The organism is Escherichia sp. MOD1-EC6842, from assembly GCF_002965705.1.
Lineage (GTDB): Bacteria > Pseudomonadota > Gammaproteobacteria > Enterobacterales > Enterobacteriaceae > Escherichia > Escherichia ruysiae.
Genome location: NZ_PTRF01000011.1, coordinates 18,000 through 40,272, shown reverse-complemented (window position 1 = coordinate 40,272; position 22,273 = coordinate 18,000). Strand labels below are relative to the sequence as shown.

The window sequence follows — 22,273 nt, the reverse complement described above, 5'->3', positions numbered from 1 at the left end:
ATAAATATCAATGATAGATAAAGTTATCTTATCGTTTGATTTACATCAAATTACCTTTGGCTACAGACACTAAGGTGGCAGACATCGAAACGAGTATCAGAGGTGTCTATGAGTCACTCATCCGCCCCCGAAAGGGCTACTGGAGCTGTCATTACTGATTGGCGACCGGAAGATCCTGCGTTCTGGCAACAGCGCGGCCAGCGTATAGCCAGCCGCAATCTGTGGATTTCCGTTCCCTGTCTGCTACTGGCGTTTTGTGTATGGATGTTATTCAGTGCCGTCGCGGTAAATTTACCGAAAGTCGGCTTTAATTTTACGACCGATCAGCTGTTTCTTTTGACCGCACTACCTTCGGTTTCTGGCGCATTATTGCGTGTGCCATACTCCTTTATGGTTCCAATCTTCGGTGGTCGTCGCTGGACGGCGTTCAGCACCGGCATTCTCATTATTCCTTGCGTCTGGCTGGGTTTTGCCGTGCAGGACACCACTACGCCATACAGCGTATTCATCATTATTTCTCTGCTGTGCGGCTTTGCTGGCGCGAACTTCGCATCCAGTATGGCAAACATTAGCTTCTTCTTTCCCAAGCAGAAGCAGGGTGGTGCACTGGGGCTGAATGGTGGTCTGGGCAACATGGGCGTTAGCGTCATGCAGCTGGTTGCTCCGCTGGTGGTATCACTGTCAATTTTTGCTGCATTTGGCAGCCAGGGCGTAACACAGCCGGATGGCACCGAGTTGTATCTGGCTAACGCGTCCTGGGTATGGGTGCCGTTCCTCGCCATCTTCACCATTGCAGCGTGGTTTGGCATGAACGACCTTGCTACCTCGAAAGCCTCTATCAAGGAGCAGTTGCCAGTACTCAAACGGGGTCATCTGTGGATTATGAGCCTGCTGTATCTGGCAACCTTCGGTTCCTTCATCGGTTTCTCTGCGGGTTTTGCCATGCTGTCAAAAACGCAGTTCCCGGATGTACAGATCCTGCACTACGCCTTCTTTGGGCCGTTTATTGGCGCACTGGCGCGTTCTGCGGGGGGAGCATTGTCTGACCGTCTCGGCGGTACTCGGGTCACGCTGGTGAACTTCGTGCTGATGGCGATTTTCAGTGGCCTGCTGTTCCTCACCTTACCGACTGACGGGCAAGGCGGAAACTTCATGGCATTCTTTGCGGTCTTCCTGGCGCTGTTCCTGACGGCGGGGCTGGGTAGTGGTTCCACCTTCCAGATGATTTCCGTGATCTTCCGTAAACTGACGATGGATCGCGTGAAAGCAGAAGGCGGTTCTGACGAACGTGCCATGCGTGAAGCGGCAACCGACACTGCGGCGGCGCTGGGCTTCATCTCCGCGATTGGCGCTATCGGTGGCTTCTTTATCCCGAAAGCGTTCGGTAGCTCACTGGCATTAACAGGGTCGCCAGTCGGTGCAATGAAAGTATTTTTGATTTTCTATATCGCCTGCGTAGTAATTACCTGGGCGGTATATGGTCGGCATTCTAAAAAATAAATCGTAATATTTGATTATCCTTTGCGCGGCATAATGTCGCGCTTTTTTTATTTGTCATTTAGTTACAACATACTTATAGAGAGATGATTATTTCAACGGCGTCAATTAAGCACCATTAATATGTCATCCATGGGGGATACTCCTTAATACCCATCTGTATAAAAATCCGAAGTGATTAAATGACATTGGATGTAAAAAACATTAATTTACAATAAGTTGGATAATAAATATTAATTACCCCAAAGAGGTATATTAGGAATTTACTTTATTTTTCATCCCCACCACTCTTGATCGTTATCAATTCCCACGACGTTTCAGAGCGTTACCTTCGTTTTAAACATTAGCAATGTCGATTTATCAGAGAGCCGACAGGCTCCCACAGGAGAAAACCGATGAGTAAATTCCTGGACCGGTTTCGCTACTTCAAACAGAAGGGTGATACCTTTGCCGATGGGCATGGCCAGCTTCTCGATACCAACCGTGACTGGGAGGATGGATATCGCCAGCGTTGGCAGCATGACAAAATTGTCCGCTCTACCCACGGGGTAAACTGCACCGGCTCCTGCAGCTGGAAAATCTACGTTAAAAACGGTCTGGTGACCTGGGAAACCCAGCAGACTGACTATCCGCGTACTCGTCCGGATCTGCCAAACCATGAACCTCGCGGCTGCCCGCGCGGTGCCAGCTACTCCTGGTATCTCTATAGCGCCAACCGTCTGAAATACCCGATGATGCGCAAACGCCTGATGAAAATGTGGCGTGAAGCGAAGGCGCAGCATAGCGATCCGGTTGAGGCATGGGCTTCTATTATCGAAGACGCCGATAAAGCGAAAAGCTTTAAGCAGGCGCGTGGACGCGGTGGTTTTGTTCGTTCTTCCTGGCAGGAAGTGAACGAACTGATCGCCGCGTCTAACGTTTACACCATCAAAAACTACGGCCCGGATCGTGTCGCTGGCTTCTCGCCAATTCCGGCAATGTCGATGGTTTCTTACGCATCAGGTGCTCGCTATCTTTCGCTGATTGGCGGTACTTGCTTAAGCTTCTACGACTGGTACTGCGACCTGCCTCCTGCGTCTCCGCAAACCTGGGGCGAGCAAACTGACGTACCGGAATCCGCTGACTGGTACAACTCCAGCTATATCATCGCCTGGGGCTCTAACGTTCCGCAGACCCGTACCCCGGACGCTCACTTCTTTACCGAAGTGCGTTACAAAGGCACCAAAACCGTTGCCGTCACGCCGGACTACGCTGAAATCGCCAAACTGTGCGATCTGTGGCTGGCACCGAAACAGGGCACCGACGCAGCAATGGCGCTGGCAATGGGTCACGTGATGCTGCGTGAATTCCATCTCGATAACCCAAGCCAGTATTTCACCGATTATGTGCGTCGCTACACCGACATGCCGATGCTGGTAATGCTGGAAGAGCGCGACGGTTATTACGCTGCGGGTCGTATGCTGCGTGCCGCCGATCTGGTTGATTCGCTGGGTCAGGAAAACAACCCGGAATGGAAAACCGTCGCCTTTAATACGCAAGGTGAAATGGTTGCGCCGAACGGTTCTATTGGCTTCCGTTGGGGCGAGAAGGGCAAATGGAATCTTGAGCAGCGCGATGGCAAAACCGGCGAAGAAACCGAACTGCAACTGAGTCTGCTGGGTAGTCAGGATGAGATTGCCGAAGTGGGCTTCCCGTACTTTGGCGGCGACGGCACGGAACACTTCAACAAAGTGGAGCTGGAAAACATTCTGCTGCACAAGCTGCCGGTAAAACGCCTGCAACTGGCTGATGGCAGCACCGCACTGGTGACCACCGTTTATGATTTGACGCTGGCAAACTACGGCCTGGAGCGTGGTCTGAACGACGTTAACTGCGCAACCAGCTATGACGACGTGAAAGCCTACACCCCGGCCTGGGCCGAGCAGATCACCGGTGTTTCTCGTAGCCAGATTATCCGCATTGCCCGTGAATTTGCCGACAACGCTGATAAGACGCACGGTCGTTCAATGATCATTGTTGGTGCCGGTCTGAACCACTGGTATCACCTCGATATGAACTATCGCGGTCTGATCAACATGCTGATTTTCTGCGGCTGCGTTGGTCAGAGCGGTGGCGGTTGGGCACACTACGTAGGTCAGGAAAAACTGCGTCCGCAAACCGGCTGGCAGCCGCTGGCGTTTGCCCTTGACTGGCAGCGTCCGGCGCGTCACATGAACAGCACTTCTTATTTCTATAACCACTCCAGCCAGTGGCGTTATGAAACCGTGACTGCGGAAGAACTGCTGTCGCCGATGGCGGATAAATCCCGTTATACCGGACACCTGATCGACTTTAACGTCCGTGCAGAACGCATGGGCTGGCTGCCGTCTGCACCGCAGTTAGGCACTAACCCGCTGACTATTGCTCGCGAAGCAGAAAAAGCGGGCATGAATCCGGTGGACTATACGGTGAAATCCCTGAAAGAGGGTTCAATCCGTTTTGCTGCGGAACAGCCGGAAAACGGCAAAAACCATCCGCGTAACCTGTTTATCTGGCGTTCTAACCTGCTGGGCTCTTCCGGTAAAGGTCATGAGTTTATGCTCAAGTACCTGCTGGGGACGGAACACGGTATCCAGGGTAAAGATCTGGGGCAGCAGGGCGGCGTGAAGCCGGAAGAAGTGGACTGGCAGGATAACGGTCTGGAAGGCAAGCTGGATCTGGTGGTGACGCTGGACTTCCGTCTGTCGAGCACCTGTCTCTATTCCGACATCATTTTGCCGACGGCGACCTGGTACGAAAAAGACGACATGAATACTTCGGATATGCATCCGTTTATTCACCCGCTGTCTGCGGCGGTCGATCCGGCCTGGGAAGCGAAAAGCGACTGGGAAATCTACAAAGCTATCGCGAAGAAATTCTCCGAAGTGTGCGTTGGTCATCTGGGTAAAGAAACCGACATCGTTACGCTGCCAATCCAGCACGACTCCGCCGCCGAACTGGCGCAGCCGCTGGATGTGAAAGACTGGAAAAAAGGCGAATGCGATCTGATCCCAGGTAAAACCGCACCGCATATTATGGTGGTTGAGCGTGATTATCCGGCCACTTACGAACGCTTTACCTCTATCGGCCCGCTGATGGAGAAAATCGGTAACGGCGGTAAAGGGATTGCCTGGAACACCCAGAGTGAGATGGATCTGCTGCGTAAGCTCAACTACACCAAGGCTGAAGGCCCGGCGAAAGGCCAGCCAATGCTCAACACCGCAATTGATGCGGCAGAGATGATCCTGACGCTGGCACCGGAAACCAACGGTCAGGTAGCCGTGAAAGCCTGGGCGGCACTGAGCGAGTTTACCGGTCGTGACCATACGCATCTGGCGCTGAATAAAGAAGACGAGAAGATCCGCTTCCGTGATATTCAGGCACAGCCGCGCAAAATTATCTCCAGCCCGACCTGGTCTGGTCTGGAAGATGAACACGTTTCTTACAACGCCGGTTACACCAACGTTCACGAGCTAATTCCGTGGCGCACGCTCTCTGGTCGTCAGCAGCTGTATCAGGATCATCAGTGGATGCGTGATTTCGGTGAAAGCCTGCTGGTTTATCGTCCGCCGATCGATACCCGTTCGGTGAAAGAAGTGATGGGACAGAAATCTAACGGTAACCCGGAAAAAGCTCTGAACTTCCTGACGCCGCACCAGAAGTGGGGGATCCATTCCACTTACAGCGACAACCTGCTGATGCTGACTTTAGGTCGTGGTGGTCCGGTGGTCTGGCTGAGCGAAGCCGATGCTAAAGATTTGGGTATTGGCGACAACGACTGGATTGAAGTCTTCAACAGCAATGGTGCGCTGACTGCCCGTGCGGTTGTCAGCCAGCGTGTTCCGGCAGGGATGACCATGATGTACCACGCGCAGGAACGTATCGTTAACCTGCCGGGTTCGGAAATCACGCAGCAGCGTGGGGGGATTCATAACTCGGTCACCCGTATCACGCCGAAACCGACGCATATGATCGGTGGCTATGCCCATCTGGCATACGGCTTTAACTACTACGGCACCGTAGGTTCTAACCGCGATGAGTTTGTTGTAGTGCGTAAGATGAAGAACATTGACTGGTTAGATGGCGAAGGCAATGACCAGGTACAGGAGAGCGTAAAATGAAAATTCGTTCACAAGTCGGCATGGTGCTGAATCTCGATAAGTGCATCGGCTGCCACACCTGTTCAGTTACCTGTAAAAACGTCTGGACCAGCCGCGAAGGCGTTGAGTACGCGTGGTTCAACAACGTGGAAACCAAGCCGGGTCAGGGGTTCCCGACCGACTGGGAAAACCAGGAAAAATACAAAGGCGGTTGGATCCGTAAAATCAACGGCAAACTGCAACCGCGTATGGGTAACCGCGCGATGCTGCTGGGTAAAATCTTCGCCAACCCGCATTTGCCGGGGATCGACGATTATTACGAGCCGTTCGATTTTGATTATCAGAATCTGCATACCGCGCCGGAAGGCAGCAAATCGCAGCCGATTGCCCGTCCGCGTTCGCTGATTACTGGCGAACGGATGGCGAAAATCGAAAAAGGGCCGAACTGGGAAGATGACCTGGGCGGCGAGTTTGACAAACTGGCGAAAGACAAGAACTTCGACAACATCCAGAAGGCGATGTATAGCCAGTTCGAAAACACCTTCATGATGTATTTGCCGCGTCTGTGCGAACACTGCCTCAACCCGGCATGTGTGGCGACCTGTCCGAGCGGGGCTATCTACAAACGTGAAGAAGATGGCATCGTACTGATCGATCAGGATAAATGCCGTGGCTGGCGTATGTGCATCACCGGATGCCCGTACAAAAAAATCTACTTCAACTGGAAGAGCGGTAAATCTGAGAAGTGCATCTTCTGCTATCCGCGTATTGAAGCCGGTCAGCCGACGGTGTGCTCAGAAACCTGTGTGGGTCGTATCCGTTATCTTGGCGTGCTGTTGTACGATGCCGACGCCATTGAACGTGCAGCCAGCACCGAGAACGAGAAAGATCTCTACCAGCGTCAGCTGGAAGTGTTCCTCGACCCGAACGATCCGAAAGTCATCGAGCAAGCGATTAAAGACGGTATTCCGCTAAGCGTTATTGAAGCCGCACAACAGTCGCCGGTGTATAAAATGGCGATGGACTGGAAACTGGCGCTGCCGCTGCATCCGGAATATCGCACATTGCCGATGGTCTGGTACGTGCCGCCTCTGTCACCGATTCAGTCTGCGGCAGACGCGGGCGAACTGGGCAACAACGGCATTTTGCCAGACGTAGAAAGCCTGCGTATCCCGGTTCAGTACCTGGCGAATCTGCTGACCGCCGGTGATACCCAACCGGTACTGCTCGCGTTGAAACGTATGCTGGCAATGCGTCATTACAAACGAGCTGAAACCGTTGACGGTAAAGTTGATACCCGTGCGCTGGAAGAGGTCGGCCTGACCGAAGCCCAGGCACAGGAGATGTACCGTTATCTGGCGATTGCAAACTATGAAGATCGCTTTGTGGTGCCGAGCAGCCATCGTGAACTGGCGCGGGAAGCCTTCCCGGAGAAAAATGGTTGCGGCTTTACCTTTGGTGACGGCTGCCACGGTTCAGATACCAAATTCAATCTGTTCAACAGCCGTCGTATCGATGCCATCGACGTGACCAGTAAAACGGAGCCGCATCCATGATCGAACTCGTGATTGTATCGCGTCTCCTTGAATATCCGGATGCTGCCTTATGGCAGCATCAACAAGAGATGTTTGAGGCGATTGCCGCGTCGGAAAATCTGTCAAAAGAGGATGCCCATGCGCTGGGCATTTTCCTGCGCGATTTAACTGCGATGGATCCGCTGGACGCTCAGGCGCAGTACAGCGAACTGTTCGACCGTGGTCGTGCCACGTCGCTGTTACTGTTTGAACATGTGCACGGCGAATCCCGCGATCGTGGTCAGGCGATGGTGGATTTGCTGGCGCAGTACGAGCAGCACGGCTTGCAGTTAAACAGTCGTGAACTGCCGGATCATCTGCCGCTGTATCTGGAGTACCTGGCGCAGCTGCCGCAAAGCGAAGCCGTGGAAGGTTTGAAAGATATCGCGCCGATTCTGGCGTTGCTAAGTGCTCGTCTGCAACAGCGTGAAAGCCGTTATGCAGTGCTGTTTGATCTGCTGCTGAAACTGGCGAATACCGCTATCGACAGCGACAAAGTGGCGGAAAAAATTGCCGATGAAGCGCGCGATGATACGCCGCAGGCGCTGGATGCTGTCTGGGAAGAAGAGCAGGTTAAATTCTTTGCTGACAAAGGCTGCGGTGATTCGGCAATCACTGCTCATCAGCGTCGCTTTGCCGGTGCCGTCGCGCCGCAATATCTGAATATCACCACCGGAGGACAGCACTAATGCAATTCCTGAATATGTTCTTCTTTGATATCTACCCGTACATTGCCGGGGCGGTCTTCCTGATTGGTAGCTGGCTGCGCTATGACTACGGGCAGTACACCTGGCGCGCGGCGTCCAGCCAGATGCTGGATCGCAAAGGGATGAACCTTGCGTCTAACCTGTTCCATATCGGAATTCTGGGGATTTTTGTCGGTCACTTCTTCGGTATGCTGACGCCGCACTGGATGTATGAAGCGTGGTTGCCGATTGAAGTGAAACAGAAAATGGCGATGTTTGCTGGTGGTGCCAGCGGCGTGCTGTGCCTGATTGGCGGTGTGCTGTTGCTAAAACGCCGCCTGTTCAGCCCGCGCGTGCGTGCAACGACTACCGGAGCGGATATCCTGATCTTGTCGCTGCTCGTTATCCAGTGTGCGCTGGGGCTGCTGACCATTCCGTTCTCCGCCCAGCATATGGACGGTAGCGAGATGATGAAACTGGTTGGCTGGGCGCAGTCGGTAGTGACCTTCCACGGTGGCGCTTCTCAGCACCTTGATGGTGTCGCGTTTATTTTCCGTTTGCACCTGGTGCTGGGGATGACGTTATTCCTGCTGTTCCCGTTCTCGCGTCTGGTGCACATCTGGAGCGTACCGGTGGAGTATCTGACACGGAAATATCAGCTGGTGCGTGCTCGTCACTAAGCGAAATTTAGTTCACATAGACCCTGCTTCGGCGGGGTTTTTTTGTTTTGTGTAAAAGTGTGCAGACCTAAAAACAGGCATGACGAATTCTGTGTGACAACAAGAAATAAATGGTTAGTAAATTGGTTTAGAAGAGTATTTTCAGGAAGTAATGGTGGTGGGGGAAGGATTATTCGTCGCTTCGCTCCTCACCCTTCGGGCCGTTGCCTGCGGCAACGTTCTCTCGCTTTCGCTCGAGTCGAACCTTAATCGAAGGTTCTCACCCTTCCTCGATGAGTGCAAAGATTAACAATCTCACCGAAGTTACCACATCGCTGTGGTGAATAATGGTGGTGGGGGAAGGATTCGAACCTTCGAAGTCGATGACGGCAGATTTACAGTCTGCTCCCTTTGGCCGCTCGGGAACCCCACCAGGGGAAAATCAAATTGTAGGTAATGCTGAAGATGGTGGTGGGGGAAGGATTATTCGTCGCTTCGCTCCTCACCCTTCGGGCCGTTGCCTGCGGCAACGTTCTCTCGCTTTCGCTCGAGTCGAACCTTAATCGAAGGTTCTCACCCTTCCTCGATGAGTGCAAAGATTAACAATCTCACCGAAGTTACCACATCGCTGTGGTGAATAATGGTGGTGGGGGAAGGATTCGAACCTTCGAAGTCGATGACGGCAGATTTACAGTCTGCTCCCTTTGGCCGCTCGGGAACCCCACCACGGGGCAATACTTTTTACTGGCCTGCTCCCTCATTGGGAAGCGGGGCGCATCATACCAAATGACACGCCGCTGTAAAGCGTTACGTTGAGAAAAATGAACTGGTTGCGTAATTTTCATCCGTAACGGATTAAAGGCAACCAGTTCTTTTTGCTGGCGATTAAAGAATAATCGTCCGGTTACCGTAAACAAACACACGTTGCGCCAAAACCTGGTAAAGGGCGCGGCTTAATACGTTTTTCTCGACGTCACGACCTGCCCGCATCATATCTTCGGCTGTATAAGTGTGATCCACATGAATAACGTCCTGCATAATGATTGGACCTTCATCCAGATTGTCATTTACATAGTGTGCCGTTGCGCCAATTATCTTCACGCCGCGTTCATAGGCCTGATGATACGGACGTGCCCCAATAAACGCCGGCAGGAATGAGTGGTGAATATTGATAATTTTATTCGGGAAGCGCGCCACAAATTCCGGCGTTAATACGCGCATATACTTCGCCAGCACAACGTAATCAGGCTGATAAGCATCAATGGCATCCGCCATCTTTTGATCGTGCTCGTTGCGACTTAATCCTTCATGGCTGACCAGTTCAAATGGAATATCAAAACGTTCAACCAGCGAACGCAAGGTATCGTGGTTGCCGATGACTGCCGCGATTTCCACATCCAGTCCACCGTAATTGGCTTTCATCAGCAGATCGCCAAGGCAATGCGCTTCTTTAGTGACCAGAATGACTATCCGGCGACGACCGGCGGGATTTAGTTCGCGCACAGAGCCTTCCGGCAATGCGCTATCGAGATCCGCCAGCAGGGTCGAATCATTAAAAATGCCTTCCAGTTCCGTGCGCATAAAAAAGCGTCCGGTACGATGATCAACAAATTCATTGTTCTGCACGATATTTAACTCGTGCTTGTAGCAAATATTCGTAATGCGCGCGATCAGACCTTTTTGATCCGGACAAATAGTACGCAGAACTTTTCGTTGGAGTGAGTGCATTGCTGGAAAAACCTTGTTGAGAGTGTTTGCTAAACCGTACCGTCAACCATTATTGGCCGCAGCACTTTTTAAATTTTTTACCTGAACCACAAGGGCAGGGATCGTTGCGGCCAAACTGTGGACGTGTACCGTCAATATAGTACCACTGACCGTTTTCTTTCAAAAATCGCGAACGTTCAATTATCGCTCCTGTTTTACCCTGTTCGGCAAATCGAGCAACGAAGCTAACATAACCTACGTTATCTCCTTCGTGATATGAACGCTCAAATACGGTCAGCCCTAACCATTCGGTATGCGCAAATCCGGCAATCAATTCGGCACGTAACGCCGCTGCGCCACAGGACGGATGCCAGGTCTTAATTAAATAATCTGCGTCCTGCATCACAAAAGCGCAGTAACGCGAACGCATGAGATGTTCTGGATCAGGTGCGACCTTTTCACCAGACACATAACGGTGGCAACATAGGCTATACTCGACAGCACTACCACAGGGACAAAGCTCAGACACAAATAATCTCCCTGGAAACAATAACGGCGTATTAATCGCCTGCGTAGCACTATGTTAACCGAGCAGTAGCGATGTGGCTACGGCTGCATTCCAGGGGAAGCCTTCAGGAACAATGAGAAAGATAAAAATAGGGCTGGCGCTAGGATCTGGCGCGGCGCGAGGATGGTCGCATATTGGCGTCATTAACGCGCTTAAAAAAATGGGCATTGAAATAGATATCGTCGCTGGATGTTCAATCGGTTCGCTGGTGGGCGCTGCTTTTGCATGCGATCGCCTGACCGCGCTTGAACAGTGGGTTACCTCTTTTAGCTATTGGGATGTTTTACGGCTGATGGATCTTTCCTGGCAGCGTGGTGGATTGTTGCGCGGTGAGCGTGTGTTCAACCAGTACCGCGAAATAATGCCGGAAACAGAGATCGAAAATTGTTCACGCCGTTTCGCTGCGGTTGCCACTAATTTAAGCACGGGGCGAGAACTCTGGTTTACCGAAGGCGACCTCCATCTTGCTATTCGTGCATCATGCAGCATCCCCGGCCTGATGGCGCCGGTCGCTCATAACGGCTATTGGCTGGTTGATGGCGCAGTTGTTAATCCGATTCCTATTTCCCTCACGCGTGCGATGGGCGCTGATATTGTGATTGCGGTCGATCTGCAGCACGATGCTCATTTAATGCAACAAGATCTCCTTTCATTTAATGTCAGTGAAGATAATGGCGAGAACGACGATCCTCTCCCGTGGCATGCGCGTCTGAAAGAACGATTAGGCAGTATAACGGCACGTCGGGCAGTGACTGCGCCAACCGCAACAGAGATTATGACCACGTCTATCCAGGTGCTGGAAAACCGTCTTAAACGAAACCGTATGGCTGGGGATCCGCCTGATATTCTGATTCAACCTTTATGCCCGCAGATATCCACTCTGGATTTTCATCGTGCAAATGCTGCCATTGCGGCAGGACAATTAGCGGTAGAGAAGAAAATGGATGAACTTTTACCGCTGGTTCGAACCAACGTTTTGACCTGATTTTTTATCTACACTTAAGTTAATTCTGACAGGCACTGATGGCAATAGCATGTCACTATTGAATAAAGCCAGTCAGGGGAGAGAACATGACGCAGCCATTGGTCGGAAAACAGATTCTCATAGTTGAAGATGAGCCAGTCTTTCGCTCGCTTCTGGATTCATGGTTTTCCTCATTGGGAGCAACAACAGTACTGGCGGCTGATGGGGTGGATGCCCTTGAGCTACTGGGAGGTTTTACACCCGATCTGATGATATGTGATATTGCAATGCCAAGAATGAACGGCTTAAAACTGCTGGAACATATACGCAACCGGGGAGACCAAACCCCGGTTCTGGTGATTTCTGCTACAGAAAATATGGCAGATATTGCGAAAGCATTACGGCTGGGTGTGGAAGATGTTTTGCTGAAACCAGTTAAAGATCTTAATCGCTTGCGTGAGATGGTTTTTGCTTGCCTGTATCCCAGCATGTTTAACTCCAGGGTTGAGGAAGAAGAAAGGCTTTTTCGCGATTGGGATGCAATGGTCGATAATCCGACAGCTGCCGCGAAATTATTGCAAGAATTACAACCACCGGTTCAGCAGGAGATTTCCCATTGCCGGGTTAATTATCGCCAACTCGTTGCTGTTGATAAACCTGGTCTGGTACTTGATATTGCTGCACTTTCGGAAAACGATCTGGCTTTTTATTGCCTTGATGTAACCCGTGCTGGACATAATGGCGTCCTTGCAGCCTTGTTATTACGTGCGTTGTTTAATGGCTTATTACAGGAACAGCTTGCGCACCAGAATCAACCTTTGCCTGAGTTAGGCGCGTTATTGAAGCAGGTAAACCATTTACTACGCCAGGCCAATCTGCCCGGTCAATTTCCTCTATTAGTCGGCTATTATCATCGTGAATTAAAAAATCTCATTCTGGTATCCGCAGGCTTGAATGCGACGTTGAATGCGGGTGAACACCAGATTCAAATCAGTAATGGCGTTCCGTTAGGAACATTAGGCAACACTTATTTGAATCAATTGAGTCAGAGATGTGATGCCTGGCAATGCCAAATTTGGGGCGCTGGTGGAAGGCTACGTTTGATGCTGTCTGCGAATTGAGCAAACGATAATTTGGGATAAAATTGCATTACCTGCTAATGTCTGCTGGTGGTACTATCGTCGCCATTCGTATAAGTAATTGTCTTAATTATGTTAACTCGCTTCCTTTTCGGAACCAGGCGTCGCCAGGGTACTGATATACTGGGATGTGATACAGAAATATGAACACGTTCAATACACGAACAGTCCAGGAGAATTTAAATGGCTGCCATTAACACGAAAGTCAAAAAAGCCGTTATCCCCGTAGCGGGATTAGGAACCAGGATGTTGCCGGCGACGAAAGCTATCCCGAAAGAGATGCTACCGCTTGTCGATAAGCCATTAATTCAATACGTCGTGAATGAATGTATTGCGGCGGGTATTACTGAAATTGTGCTGGTGACTCACTCATCGAAAAACTCTATTGAAAACCACTTTGATACCAGTTTTGAACTGGAAGCAATGCTGGAAAAACGTGTAAAACGTCAGCTGCTTGATGAAGTGCAGTCTATTTGCCCGCCGCACGTGACTATTATGCAAGTTCGTCAGGGGCTGGCGAAAGGTTTAGGGCACGCAGTATTGTGTGCTCACCCGGTAGTTGGTGATGAACCTGTGGCTGTTATTTTGCCTGACGTTATTCTGGATGAATATGAATCCGATTTGTCGCAGGATAACCTCGCAGAGATGATCCGCCGCTTTGATGAAACTGGCCATAGTCAGATCATGGTTGAGCCTGTTGCTGATGTGACTGCATACGGTGTTGTGGATTGCAAAGGTGTGGATTTAGCGCCTGGTGAAAGTGTACCGATGGTCGGTGTAGTAGAAAAACCGAAAGCAGATGTTGCACCGTCTAATCTCGCTATTGTTGGTCGTTACGTACTTAGCGCCGATATTTGGCCGCTGCTGGCAAAAACTCCTCCGGGAGCAGGCGATGAAATTCAACTTACCGATGCTATTGATATGCTGATCGAAAAAGAAACGGTTGAAGCCTATCACATGAAAGGGAAGAGCCATGACTGCGGTAATAAATTAGGTTACATGCAGGCTTTCGTTGAATACGGTATTCGTCACAACTCGCTGGGTGCTGAATTTAAAGCCTGGCTTGAAGAAGAGATGGGCATTAAGAAGTAACACCAATAGCGGTGTTTTCTACGAAACGGCATTGAGTTATCAATGCCGTTTTTTTATAGCTTATTCTTATTGGATAGTCTTAAAACGGACAATAAAAAATCCCGCCAATGGCGGGATTTTAAGCGAGCGTAATCTAAAAAAGATTATTACTTGATCAGGAAATCGTCGAGGGATTTACCTTGCTCATCCATTGCTTTTTTGATTACAGCCGGAGTACGACCCTGACCAGTCCAGGTTTTGGTTTCGCCGTTCTCGTCAACGTAGCTATATTTAGCTGGACGCTGTGCGCGTTTAGCTTTGGTGCCAGATTTAACAGCAGCCATGCTATTCAGCAGTTCGTTCGGGTCGATACCGTCAGCGATCAGCATTTCACGATATTGTTGCAGTTTACGAGTGCGTTCTTCAACTTCAGCAGCAGCCGCACTTTCTTCTTCGCGACGCTCGTTAACAACTACTTCTAATTTTTCCAGCATTTCTTCCAGCGTTTCAAGTGTACATTCTCTTGCTTGCGCACGAAGAGTACGGATGTTGTTCAGAATTTTAAGTGCTTCGCTCATTGTAGTAATCTCAAACTTATATTGGGGTGGTTTGTTGAGGTAATAATAGAGCCTTAAATTCAGTTGTGCAATAGCCAGGAATGTAAGGAATTCAAAATTGTTCTTTATTTTGTGCCACCAATAAATATCTTTTCATAAAATTAGCCAGAAAAGATGCGGCATATAGCCCTATTTGTACCGATGATTTCGCATCATCTAAGGTTAAAACTTCCTGATTCATGTCACATTTTATGTAGGGATTAACACGCGCTGACGTCTTTTACTCTTCGGTATTAGTCATGTTTACAAAAAATCCGCTATTAAGAGAATGATGAAAAGAAGAACAGTCGCAATAAGTGCAGGGACTTCGTATTGCCGTATCCTGGAGGTCAACAGAGGGTTATTACTTGTGCAACAAGTTAAAGATTGTGAATAGTTACCAGGAGTCATTTACGCGGTTATAACAAGCAATACAGACACAATGATAGCTCTGAAGGATTATGTCATCCTTCTTAAGGAATGATGTATATACGCTCTTCTGCGTGTACTGTTGCGCTGTAAAACTGGCGAATTATGATAAACTTCAGCCAACTTTATTTCATATCATTGAGGGCCTGTGGCTGATGGCACAGCTATATTTCTACTATTCCGCAATGAACGCGGGTAAGTCTACGGCATTGCTGCAATCTTCATACAATTACCAGGAACGCGGTATGCGGACTGTCGTATATACGGCGGAAATTGACGATCGTTTCGGGGCAGGGAAAGTCAGCTCGCGTATAGGTTTGTCATCTCCGGCAAAATTATTTAACCAAAATTCATCATTATTTGATGAGATTCGTGCGGAACATGAACAACAGGCAATTCATTGTGTACTGGTTGATGAATGCCAGTTTTTAACCAGACAACAAGTATATGAATTATCGGAGGTTGTCGATCAACTCGATATACCCGTACTTTGTTATGGCTTACGTACAGATTTTCGCGGTGAATTATTTACCGGCAGTCAATACTTACTGGCATGGTCAGACAAACTGGTCGAATTAAAAACTATTTGCTTTTGTGGTCGTAAAGCAAGCATGGTGCTACGTCTTGATCAAGCGGGTAGGCCTTATAACGAAGGCGAACAGGTGGTTATTGGTGGTAATGAGCGTTACGTCTCGGTTTGCCGTAAACACTATAAAGAAGCGTTAGAAGTCGGTTCTTTGACGGCTATTCAAGAAAGACATCAACACGATTAATAAGATTTTCTTTACTGACAGGATGAATCGAGGCCTTTATCCTGTCAGTTCGTTTTACTAACTTCTTCCGAACCATAATTCTTTCTCTGCTCCTAACCATCGCTAAAACGTAACAGAACGATTTAGTGCTTCGTCATCTACGATGTTGAGTCATTTTCAGGTTATCGCGGTTAGTGCGCATTAGATAACAGTATATATGAGCATACTAATGCAGTTGGGTTATTTGACTTTGTATAGCGTGTAGCGAAAACAAAAAAACGGCCCCAAAAGGGACCGTTTATGAGGATGTACAGAGTTACTGATTAAGCGGATTTCTTCGCTTTTTTCTCTGCTTTAGCTGGAGCTGCTTCCTTTGCTGCTGGTGCTCCTTCTACGTAATCACGACCATAGTAGGTATCCAGCAGAATCTGTTTCAGCTCGGAGATCAGCGGGTAACGCGGGTTAGCGCCGGTGCACTGGTCATCGAATGCATCTTCAGACAGTTTATCTACGTTCGCCAGGAAGTCAGCTTCCTGAACGCCAGCCTCACGGATAGATTTCGGAATACCCAGTTCTGCTTTCAGCGTTTCCAGCCATGCCAGCAGTTTCTCGATCTTCGCAGCAGTACGGTCACCCGGTGCGCTCAGACCCAGATGGTCTGCGATTTCAGCATAACGACGACGAGCCTGTGGACGATCGTACTGGCTGAATGCAGTCTGCTTGGTCGGGTTGTCATTCGCGTTGTAGCGGATAACGTTACAAATCAGCAGGGCGTTGGCCAGACCGTGCGGAATATGGAACTGGGAGCCCAGTTTGTGCGCCATTGAGTGACATACACCCAGGAAGGCGTTCGCAAACGCGATACCCGCGATAGTAGCTGCACTGTGAACACGTTCACGCGCTACCGGGTTTTTAGCCCCTTCGTGATAAGACGCTGGCAGATATTCTTTGAGCAGTTTCAGCGCCTGCAGAGCCTGACCATCAGAGAACTCAGATGCCAGTACAGAAACATAAGCTTCCATGGCGTGAGTGACTGCGTCCAGACCACCGAAAGCACACAGGGACTTCGGCATATCCATAACCAGGTTGGCGTCAACAATCGCCATATCCGGGGTCAGTGCATAGTCTGCCAGCGGATATTTCTGACCTGTTGCATCGTCGGTTACAACCGCAAACGGAGTCACTTCAGAACCCGTACCGGAAGTGGTGGTGACGGCGATCATTTTCGCTTTCACGCCCATTTTCGGGAACTTGTAGATACGTTTACGGATATCCATAAAGCGCAGCGCCAGTTCTTCAAAGTGGGTTTCCGGATGCTCGTACATAACCCACATGATTTTCGCGGCGTCCATCGGGGAACCACCACCCAGCGCGATGATCACGTCTGGCTTGAAGGAGTTTGCCAGTTCTGCACCTTTACGAACGATGCTCAGTGTCGGGTCAGCTTCAACTTCAAAGAAGACTTCAGTTTCAACGCCGGCAGCTTTCAGTACAGAAGTAATCTGGTCGGCATAACCGTTGTTGAACAGGAAGCGGTCAGTCACGATGAGCGCACGTTTGTGGCCATCAGTAATCACTTCATCCAGCGCGATTGGCAGTGAGCCACGGCGGAAGTAGATAGATTTCGGAAGTTTGTGCCACAACATGTTTTCAGCTCGCTTAGCAACGGTTTTCTTGTTGATCAAGTGTTTCGGACCAACGTTTTCAGAGATGGAGTTACCACCCCAGGAACCACAACCCAGAGTCAGGGAAGGTGCGAGTTTGAAGTTATACAGGTCACCGATACCACCCTGAGAAGCCGGGGTGTTGATCAGGATACGGGCAGTTTTCATTTTCTGACCGAAGTAGGCAACGCGTGCCGGTTGGTTATCCTGGTCGGTGTACAGGCAAGAGGTATGACCGATACCGCCCATGGCAACCAGTTTCTCTGCTTTCTCTACCGCGTCTTCGAAATCTTTTGCACGGTACATTGCCAGCGTCGGGGACAGTTTTTCATGTGCGAACGGTTCGCTTTCATCAACAACGGTCACTTCACCAATCAGAATCTTAGTGTTTTCTGGTACAGAGAAGCCCGCCAGTTCAGCAATTTTATAAGCCGGTTGACCAACGATAGCTGCGTTCAGTGCGCCGTTTTTCAGGATAACGTCCTGAACGGCTTTCAGCTCTTTACCCTGCAGCATGTAACCGCCGTGGGTAGCGAAACGTTCACGTACAGCGTCATAAACAGAGTCAACAACAACAACAGACTGTTCAGAAGCACAGATTACGCCGTTGTCGAAGGTTTTGGACATCAATACGGATGCAACTGCACGTTTGATATCTGCGGTTTCATCGATAACAACCGGAGTGTTACCAGCACCTACACCGATTGCCGGTTTACCGGAGCTGTATGCTGCTTTAACCATGCCCGGACCACCAGTCGCGAGGATCAGGTTAATGTCAGGGTGGTGCATCAGCGCGTTGGACAGTTCAACAGAAGGTTGATCGATCCAGCCAATCAGATCTTTCGGTGCACCAGCAGCGATAGCAGCCTGCAGAACGATATCAGCAGCTTTGTTAGTTGCATCTTTTGCACGCGGGTGCGGAGAGAAGATAATAGCGTTACGGGTCTTCAGGCTGATCAGCGATTTGAAGATTGCAGTTGAAGTCGGGTTAGTCGTTGGAACGATACCGCAGATAATACCGATTGGTTCAGCGATAGTGATAGTACCGAAAGTGTCGTCTTCAGACAGAACACCACAGGTTTTTTCATCTTTATAGGCGTTGTAGATATATTCAGAAGCAAAGTGGTTTTTAATTACTTTATCTTCGACGATACCCATGCCGGATTCGGCAACGGCCATTTTCGCGAGTGGGATTCGAGCATCTGCGGCAGCCAGAGCGGCGGCGCGGAAGATTTTATCAACTTGCTCTTGAGTGAAACTGGCATATTCACGCTGGGCTTTTTTTACACGCTCTACGAGTGCGTTAAGTTCAGCGACATTAGTAACAGCCATAATGCTCTCCTGATAATGTTAAACTTTTTTAGTAAATCATCTGCTCGAATACGAGAGTATAGTCAGTGTGGTGATGATTTGCTTAACCTATGAAAATCAAAAGCTTACTCGCGCTCACACTCACTGTGATTTACTAAAAGAGTTTAAACATTAGAGAGACTAATCTCTAATGCGTCACTTCCAGGTGGCGTAAGCAAGATTACTCACTTCTGGGTACTGATTACGTGATCTAGATCAAAATTCCGCAAAGCTGACACCTTTCAGCTCCGCTTTTAGCTATAAAAGCTAATAGTTAATAAATTGTAGTATTTATTGTTGGCTACATTAGCATGTTTTGCACGACTAGATAACAATAATGAATGATAGTAATTTTAAGCGGTTAGGAGGTGAAAAATGCTGCCAAAAGGCGTATTGTCAGCGCGTATTTTTTTACCTTTGCTTATGGCTAACATTATCCGGCTTTTGCTTCGGAGCTAACCGTGATTCAGACACTCTTTGATTTTCCCGTTTACTTTAAATTTTTCATCGGGTTATTTGCGCTGGTTAACCCGGTTGGGATTATCCCCGTGTTCATCAGTATGACCAGCTATCAGACTGCGGCAGCGAGAAACAAAACAAATCTGACTGCCAACCTGTCGGTAGCGATTATCTTGTGGATCTCGCTTTTTCTCGGCGACACGATTCTGCAACTTTTTGGAATATCGATTGATTCGTTCCGCATCGCGGGCGGCATACTGGTGGTTACAATTGCGATGTCGATGATCAGCGGTAAGCTTGGTGAGGATAAACAGAACAAACAAGAGAAATCAGAAACCGCAATTCGAGAAAGCATCGGCGTTGTACCGCTCGCATTGCCTTTGATGGCAGGGCCAGGGGCGATCAGTTCAACTATCGTTTGGGGAACGCGTTATCACAGCATTGGTTATCTGTTCGGCTTTTTTGTGGCAATTGCATTGTTTGCTTTATGTTGCTGGGGCTTATTCCGCATGGCACCCTGGCTGGTGCGAGTTCTGCGCCAGACCGGTATAAACGTGATTACTCGTATTATGGGGCTGCTGCTGATGGCATTAGGGATTGAATTTATTGTTAATGGAATCAAAGGGATTTTCCCTGGTCTGCTCAATTAATTTCTTTCATACGAAACGGAGCCATGGTGCTCCGTTTTTTCGTCATTATTTTTACTTTTGCCCAGCACAGTTATCAAAAGCAAACGAAATAGATAAATATTTTTCCTCATATTACAGCCAGTTATAAGAATATCCTTACCCCGCCATCCTCCTCATCATGTTATTTTCGCGACATCATAATCCTGGGTCTTGCTGAAGAATAATTGAAATGATATTAGTAATTCCACTGCATTTGGCAGAGGAATGTGCTAAATAATGACCTTTTGTTAAGTTATTGTATATTTCTCTATCGTGACAGCAACCAGAAAAAACAGACTTGCTTTACGAGGTTTTATCTTATTGTTTTTAAATGGTTTTATTGGCAATCTGATGAAGTCTTTAGATATTGGCGCGGTCAGTAAAAGAGAATTGCTTAACAATTTTGCAAAATGTATTGGCGGGCAAGAAGCGCATTTGATACTTTCCGGCCAACCGTCAGGCGATTTTTTTGGTAATGAGAATAATTAACAATAAAAATTGCTGCATTAAATAGTAAATGTGTCTCGACAGGGGAGACACAGTAGGAACCGACGTAAGGTGGTCGTTCGAATCGCCAGAATAAATAAAGTCGGTGATAGCAAAGCGTAACGATATATCAACCTGGCAGCAGAAAGTCTCCGAATCTGTCCAGGGTCCCAACCCGGGATTACACATGCTGGTTAAAGCCAGTAATTATAATGAGGGAGTCCAAAAACAATGACCAACATCACCAAGAGAAGTTTAGTAGCAGCAGGCGTTCTGGCTGCGCTTATGGCAGGGAATGTTGCGCTGGCGGCTGATGTACCCGCTGGTGTTCAGCTTGCAGAAAAACAAACGCTGGTGCGTAACAATGGTTCTGAAGTTCAGTCATTAGATCCGCACAAAATTGAAGGGGTTCCGGAGTCTAATATCAGTCGCGACCTGTTTGAAGGCTTGCTGGTCAGCGATCTCGATGGTCACCCGGCGCCTGGCGTCGCGGAGTCCTGGGATAATAAAGATGCCAAAGTCTGGACATTCCATCTGCGTAAAGATGCGAAATGGTCCGACGGCACGCCAGTCACTGCGCAGGACTTTGTATACAGTTGGCAACGTTCTGTTGATCCGAACACCGCTTCTCCCTATGCCAGTTATCTACAATATGGGCATATCGCCGGTATTGATGAAATTCTCGAAGGGAAAAAACCGATTACCGATCTCGGCGTGAAAGCCGTCGATGATCACACTTTAGAAGTCACATTAAGTGAGCCTGTTCCGTATTTCTATAAATTACTGGTTCACCCATCGACTTCTCCGGTGCCAAAAGCCGCTATTGAGAAATTCGGCGAGAAATGGACCCAGCCAGGAAATATTGTCACCAACGGTGCCTATACCTTAAAAGATTGGGTCGTTAACGAACGTATCGTTCTTGAGCGCAGCCCGACCTACTGGAACAACGCGAAAACCGTCATTAACCAAGTCACCTATTTGCCGATTGCTTCTGAAGTCACCGATGTTAACCGCTATCGCAGCGGCGAAATCGATATGACCTATAACAACATGCCGATCGAGCTGTTCCAGAAGCTTAAAAAAGAGATCCCGGACGAGGTTCACGTCGATCCGTATTTGTGCACCTACTATTACGAAATTAACAATCAGAAACCGCCATTCAACGACGTGCGTGTGCGTACCGCACTGAAACTGGGTATGGATCGCGATATCATCGTTAATAAAGTGAAAGCACAGGGCGATATGCCCGCCTATGGTTACACTCCTCCTTACACAGATGGTGCAAAATTAACTCAACCGGAATGGTTTGGCTGGAGTCAGGAAAAACGTAACGAAGAAGCGAAAAAGCTGCTGGCTGAAGCGGGCTATACCGCAGACAAACCGTTGACCATAAACCTGCTATATAACACGTCCGATCTGCATAAAAAGCTGGCGATTGCCGCCTCTTCACTGTGGAAGAAAAATATTGGTGTAAACGTCAAACTGGTTAACCAGGAGTGGAAAACCTTCCTCGATACCCGTCACCAGGGAACTTTTGATGTGGCTCGTGCAGGCTGGTGTGCTGACTATAACGAACCAACATCCTTCCTGAACACCATGCTGTCGAACAGTTCGATGAATACCGCGCATTATAAGAGTCCGGCCTTTGACAGCATTATGGCGGAAACGCTGAAAGCGACTGACGAGGCGCAACGCACTGCGCTGTACACCAAAGCAGAACAGCAGCTGGATAAAGATTCGGCCATTGTACCGGTTTATTACTATGTGAACGCGCGTCTGGTGAAACCGTGGGTTGGGGGGTATACCGGCAAAGATCCGCTGGATAATACCTACACCAGAAATATGTACATTGTGAAGCACTAATGGCAATACGTGGGGCAGGGGAA

The 22,273-nt window shown here is 49.0% G+C and carries 16 protein-coding genes, 2 tRNA genes and 2 other RNA genes; 12 read left to right on the top strand and 8 right to left on the bottom strand.

The genetic code is table 11. The features are described 5' to 3' along the window. Positions 1-108: 108 nt before the first annotated feature. The 5 genes from narK (at position 109) to narI (ending at position 8,555) form a co-directional block, all read left to right on the top strand. Complete coding sequence (narK, locus tag A7Z29_RS14280) at positions 109-1,500, top strand: nitrate transporter NarK (RefSeq protein ID WP_016158408.1); 1,392 nt, start codon at positions 109-111, stop codon at positions 1,498-1,500. 392 nt (positions 1,501-1,892) lie between these two features. After that, on the top strand, positions 1,893-5,636 hold the full coding sequence (locus tag A7Z29_RS14275) for a nitrate reductase subunit alpha (protein WP_105290394.1): 3,744 nt from the start codon (positions 1,893-1,895) through the stop codon (positions 5,634-5,636). Beyond that, entirely contained in the window at positions 5,633-7,171 is a 1,539-nt protein-coding gene (gene narH, locus A7Z29_RS14270; protein ID WP_105279369.1) for a nitrate reductase subunit beta, read from the top strand. The genes A7Z29_RS14275 and narH overlap by 4 nt, the downstream gene beginning before the upstream one ends. After that, positions 7,168-7,878 (top strand): nitrate reductase molybdenum cofactor assembly chaperone, encoded by a 711-nt coding sequence (gene narJ / locus A7Z29_RS14265; protein ID WP_000571678.1) that lies wholly within the window; start codon positions 7,168-7,170, stop codon positions 7,876-7,878. Before narH ends, narJ begins: the two co-directional genes overlap by 4 nt. Beyond that, positions 7,878-8,555: a respiratory nitrate reductase subunit gamma gene (narI, locus tag A7Z29_RS14260; RefSeq protein ID WP_001160110.1), complete on the top strand. Its 678-nt coding sequence runs from the start codon at positions 7,878-7,880 to the stop codon at positions 8,553-8,555. Before narJ ends, narI begins: the two co-directional genes overlap by 1 nt. 152 nt (positions 8,556-8,707) lie before the next feature. Here narI and A7Z29_RS14255 read toward each other — a convergent pair. The 6 genes from A7Z29_RS14255 to A7Z29_RS14230 form a co-directional block, all read right to left on the bottom strand. After that, a non-coding RNA gene (locus A7Z29_RS14255) (RtT sRNA) lies at positions 8,708-8,839 on the bottom strand. 43 nt (positions 8,840-8,882) lie between these two features. Continuing rightward, positions 8,883-8,967, bottom strand: a tRNA-Tyr gene (locus A7Z29_RS14250). Positions 8,968-9,000: 33 nt separating this feature from the next. Then, a non-coding RNA gene (locus A7Z29_RS14245) (RtT sRNA) lies at positions 9,001-9,132 on the bottom strand. Positions 9,133-9,175: 43 nt separating this feature from the next. After that, a tRNA-Tyr gene (locus tag A7Z29_RS14240) sits at positions 9,176-9,260 on the bottom strand. 159 nt (positions 9,261-9,419) lie between these two features. Next, the gene (gene purU / locus A7Z29_RS14235; protein ID WP_000555850.1) at positions 9,420-10,262 is read right to left on the bottom strand and encodes a formyltetrahydrofolate deformylase; all 843 of its coding nucleotides are present in this window, start codon (positions 10,260-10,262) and stop codon (positions 9,420-9,422) included. A 49-nt stretch (positions 10,263-10,311) separates the two neighbouring features. Further along, complete coding sequence (locus A7Z29_RS14230) at positions 10,312-10,770, bottom strand: YchJ family protein (protein WP_016158404.1); 459 nt, start codon at positions 10,768-10,770, stop codon at positions 10,312-10,314. A gap of 112 nt (positions 10,771-10,882) precedes the next feature. Here A7Z29_RS14230 and rssA point away from each other — a divergent pair, with 112 nt between their 5' ends. From rssA to galU, 3 genes are all read left to right on the top strand, one after another. After that, entirely contained in the window at positions 10,883-11,794 is a 912-nt protein-coding gene (rssA, locus tag A7Z29_RS14225) for a patatin-like phospholipase RssA (RefSeq protein ID WP_010344798.1), read from the top strand. A gap of 86 nt (positions 11,795-11,880) precedes the next feature. Then, the gene (gene rssB, locus A7Z29_RS14220; RefSeq protein WP_000193438.1) at positions 11,881-12,894 is read left to right on the top strand and encodes a two-component system response regulator RssB; all 1,014 of its coding nucleotides are present in this window, start codon (positions 11,881-11,883) and stop codon (positions 12,892-12,894) included. 201 nt (positions 12,895-13,095) lie between these two features. After that, the gene (galU, locus tag A7Z29_RS14215) at positions 13,096-14,004 is read left to right on the top strand and encodes a UTP--glucose-1-phosphate uridylyltransferase GalU (protein ID WP_000718987.1); all 909 of its coding nucleotides are present in this window, start codon (positions 13,096-13,098) and stop codon (positions 14,002-14,004) included. 146 nt (positions 14,005-14,150) lie between these two features. Here the strand turns inward: galU and hns are convergent, their stop codons facing one another. Next, positions 14,151-14,561 carry a histone-like nucleoid-structuring protein H-NS gene (gene hns, locus A7Z29_RS14210; RefSeq protein WP_001287384.1) on the bottom strand — a complete coding sequence of 137 codons (411 nt, stop codon included), beginning with the start codon at positions 14,559-14,561 and terminating at the stop codon, positions 14,151-14,153. Positions 14,562-15,163: 602 nt separating this feature from the next. On the opposite strand from hns, the gene tdk reads away from it, so the two are divergent. Then, the gene (gene tdk, locus A7Z29_RS14205; RefSeq protein WP_024165082.1) at positions 15,164-15,781 is read left to right on the top strand and encodes a thymidine kinase; all 618 of its coding nucleotides are present in this window, start codon (positions 15,164-15,166) and stop codon (positions 15,779-15,781) included. A 302-nt stretch (positions 15,782-16,083) separates the two neighbouring features. Here tdk and adhE read toward each other — a convergent pair whose 3' ends face one another. After that, entirely contained in the window at positions 16,084-18,756 is a 2,673-nt protein-coding gene (adhE, locus tag A7Z29_RS14200) for a bifunctional acetaldehyde-CoA/alcohol dehydrogenase (RefSeq protein WP_000301666.1), read from the bottom strand. A 479-nt stretch (positions 18,757-19,235) separates the two neighbouring features. On the opposite strand from adhE, the gene ychE reads away from it, so the two are divergent. The 3 genes from ychE to oppA all read left to right on the top strand — a co-directional run bounded on the left by ychE (position 19,236) and on the right by oppA (position 22,250). Further along, a complete protein-coding gene (gene ychE, locus A7Z29_RS14195; protein WP_000616769.1) occupies positions 19,236-19,883 on the top strand; it encodes an NAAT family transporter YchE in 648 nt (215 codons plus the stop codon). Between the two features lie 291 nt (positions 19,884-20,174). Then, on the top strand, positions 20,175-20,390 hold the full coding sequence (locus tag A7Z29_RS23405; RefSeq protein WP_137325876.1) for a hypothetical protein: 216 nt from the start codon (positions 20,175-20,177) through the stop codon (positions 20,388-20,390). Positions 20,391-20,618: 228 nt separating this feature from the next. After that, positions 20,619-22,250 carry an oligopeptide ABC transporter substrate-binding protein OppA gene (gene oppA, locus A7Z29_RS14185; RefSeq protein ID WP_000182038.1) on the top strand — a complete coding sequence of 544 codons (1,632 nt, stop codon included), beginning with the start codon at positions 20,619-20,621 and terminating at the stop codon, positions 22,248-22,250. The last annotated feature ends 23 nt before the right edge of the window (positions 22,251-22,273 follow it).

What these genes read in the sequence shown, in the direction of transcription:
- narK (WP_016158408.1), top strand. Translation starts at nt 109, where the DNA reads ATGAGTCACTCATCCGCCCCCGAAAGGGCTACTGGAGCTGTCATTACT.
- A7Z29_RS14275 (WP_105290394.1), top strand. Translation starts at nt 1,893, where the DNA reads ATGAGTAAATTCCTGGACCGGTTTCGCTACTTCAAACAGAAGGGTGAT.
- narH (WP_105279369.1), top strand. Translation starts at nt 5,633, where the DNA reads ATGAAAATTCGTTCACAAGTCGGCATGGTGCTGAATCTCGATAAGTGC.
- narJ (WP_000571678.1), top strand. Translation starts at nt 7,168, where the DNA reads ATGATCGAACTCGTGATTGTATCGCGTCTCCTTGAATATCCGGATGCT.
- narI (WP_001160110.1), top strand. Translation starts at nt 7,878, where the DNA reads ATGCAATTCCTGAATATGTTCTTCTTTGATATCTACCCGTACATTGCC.
- purU (WP_000555850.1), bottom strand. Translation starts at nt 10,262, where the DNA reads ATGCACTCACTCCAACGAAAAGTTCTGCGTACTATTTGTCCGGATCAA.
- rssA (WP_010344798.1), top strand. Translation starts at nt 10,883, where the DNA reads ATGAGAAAGATAAAAATAGGGCTGGCGCTAGGATCTGGCGCGGCGCGA.
- rssB (WP_000193438.1), top strand. Translation starts at nt 11,881, where the DNA reads ATGACGCAGCCATTGGTCGGAAAACAGATTCTCATAGTTGAAGATGAG.
- galU (WP_000718987.1), top strand. Translation starts at nt 13,096, where the DNA reads ATGGCTGCCATTAACACGAAAGTCAAAAAAGCCGTTATCCCCGTAGCG.
- hns (WP_001287384.1), bottom strand. Translation starts at nt 14,561, where the DNA reads ATGAGCGAAGCACTTAAAATTCTGAACAACATCCGTACTCTTCGTGCG.
- tdk (WP_024165082.1), top strand. Translation starts at nt 15,164, where the DNA reads ATGGCACAGCTATATTTCTACTATTCCGCAATGAACGCGGGTAAGTCT.
- adhE (WP_000301666.1), bottom strand. Translation starts at nt 18,756, where the DNA reads ATGGCTGTTACTAATGTCGCTGAACTTAACGCACTCGTAGAGCGTGTA.
- oppA (WP_000182038.1), top strand. Translation starts at nt 20,619, where the DNA reads ATGACCAACATCACCAAGAGAAGTTTAGTAGCAGCAGGCGTTCTGGCT.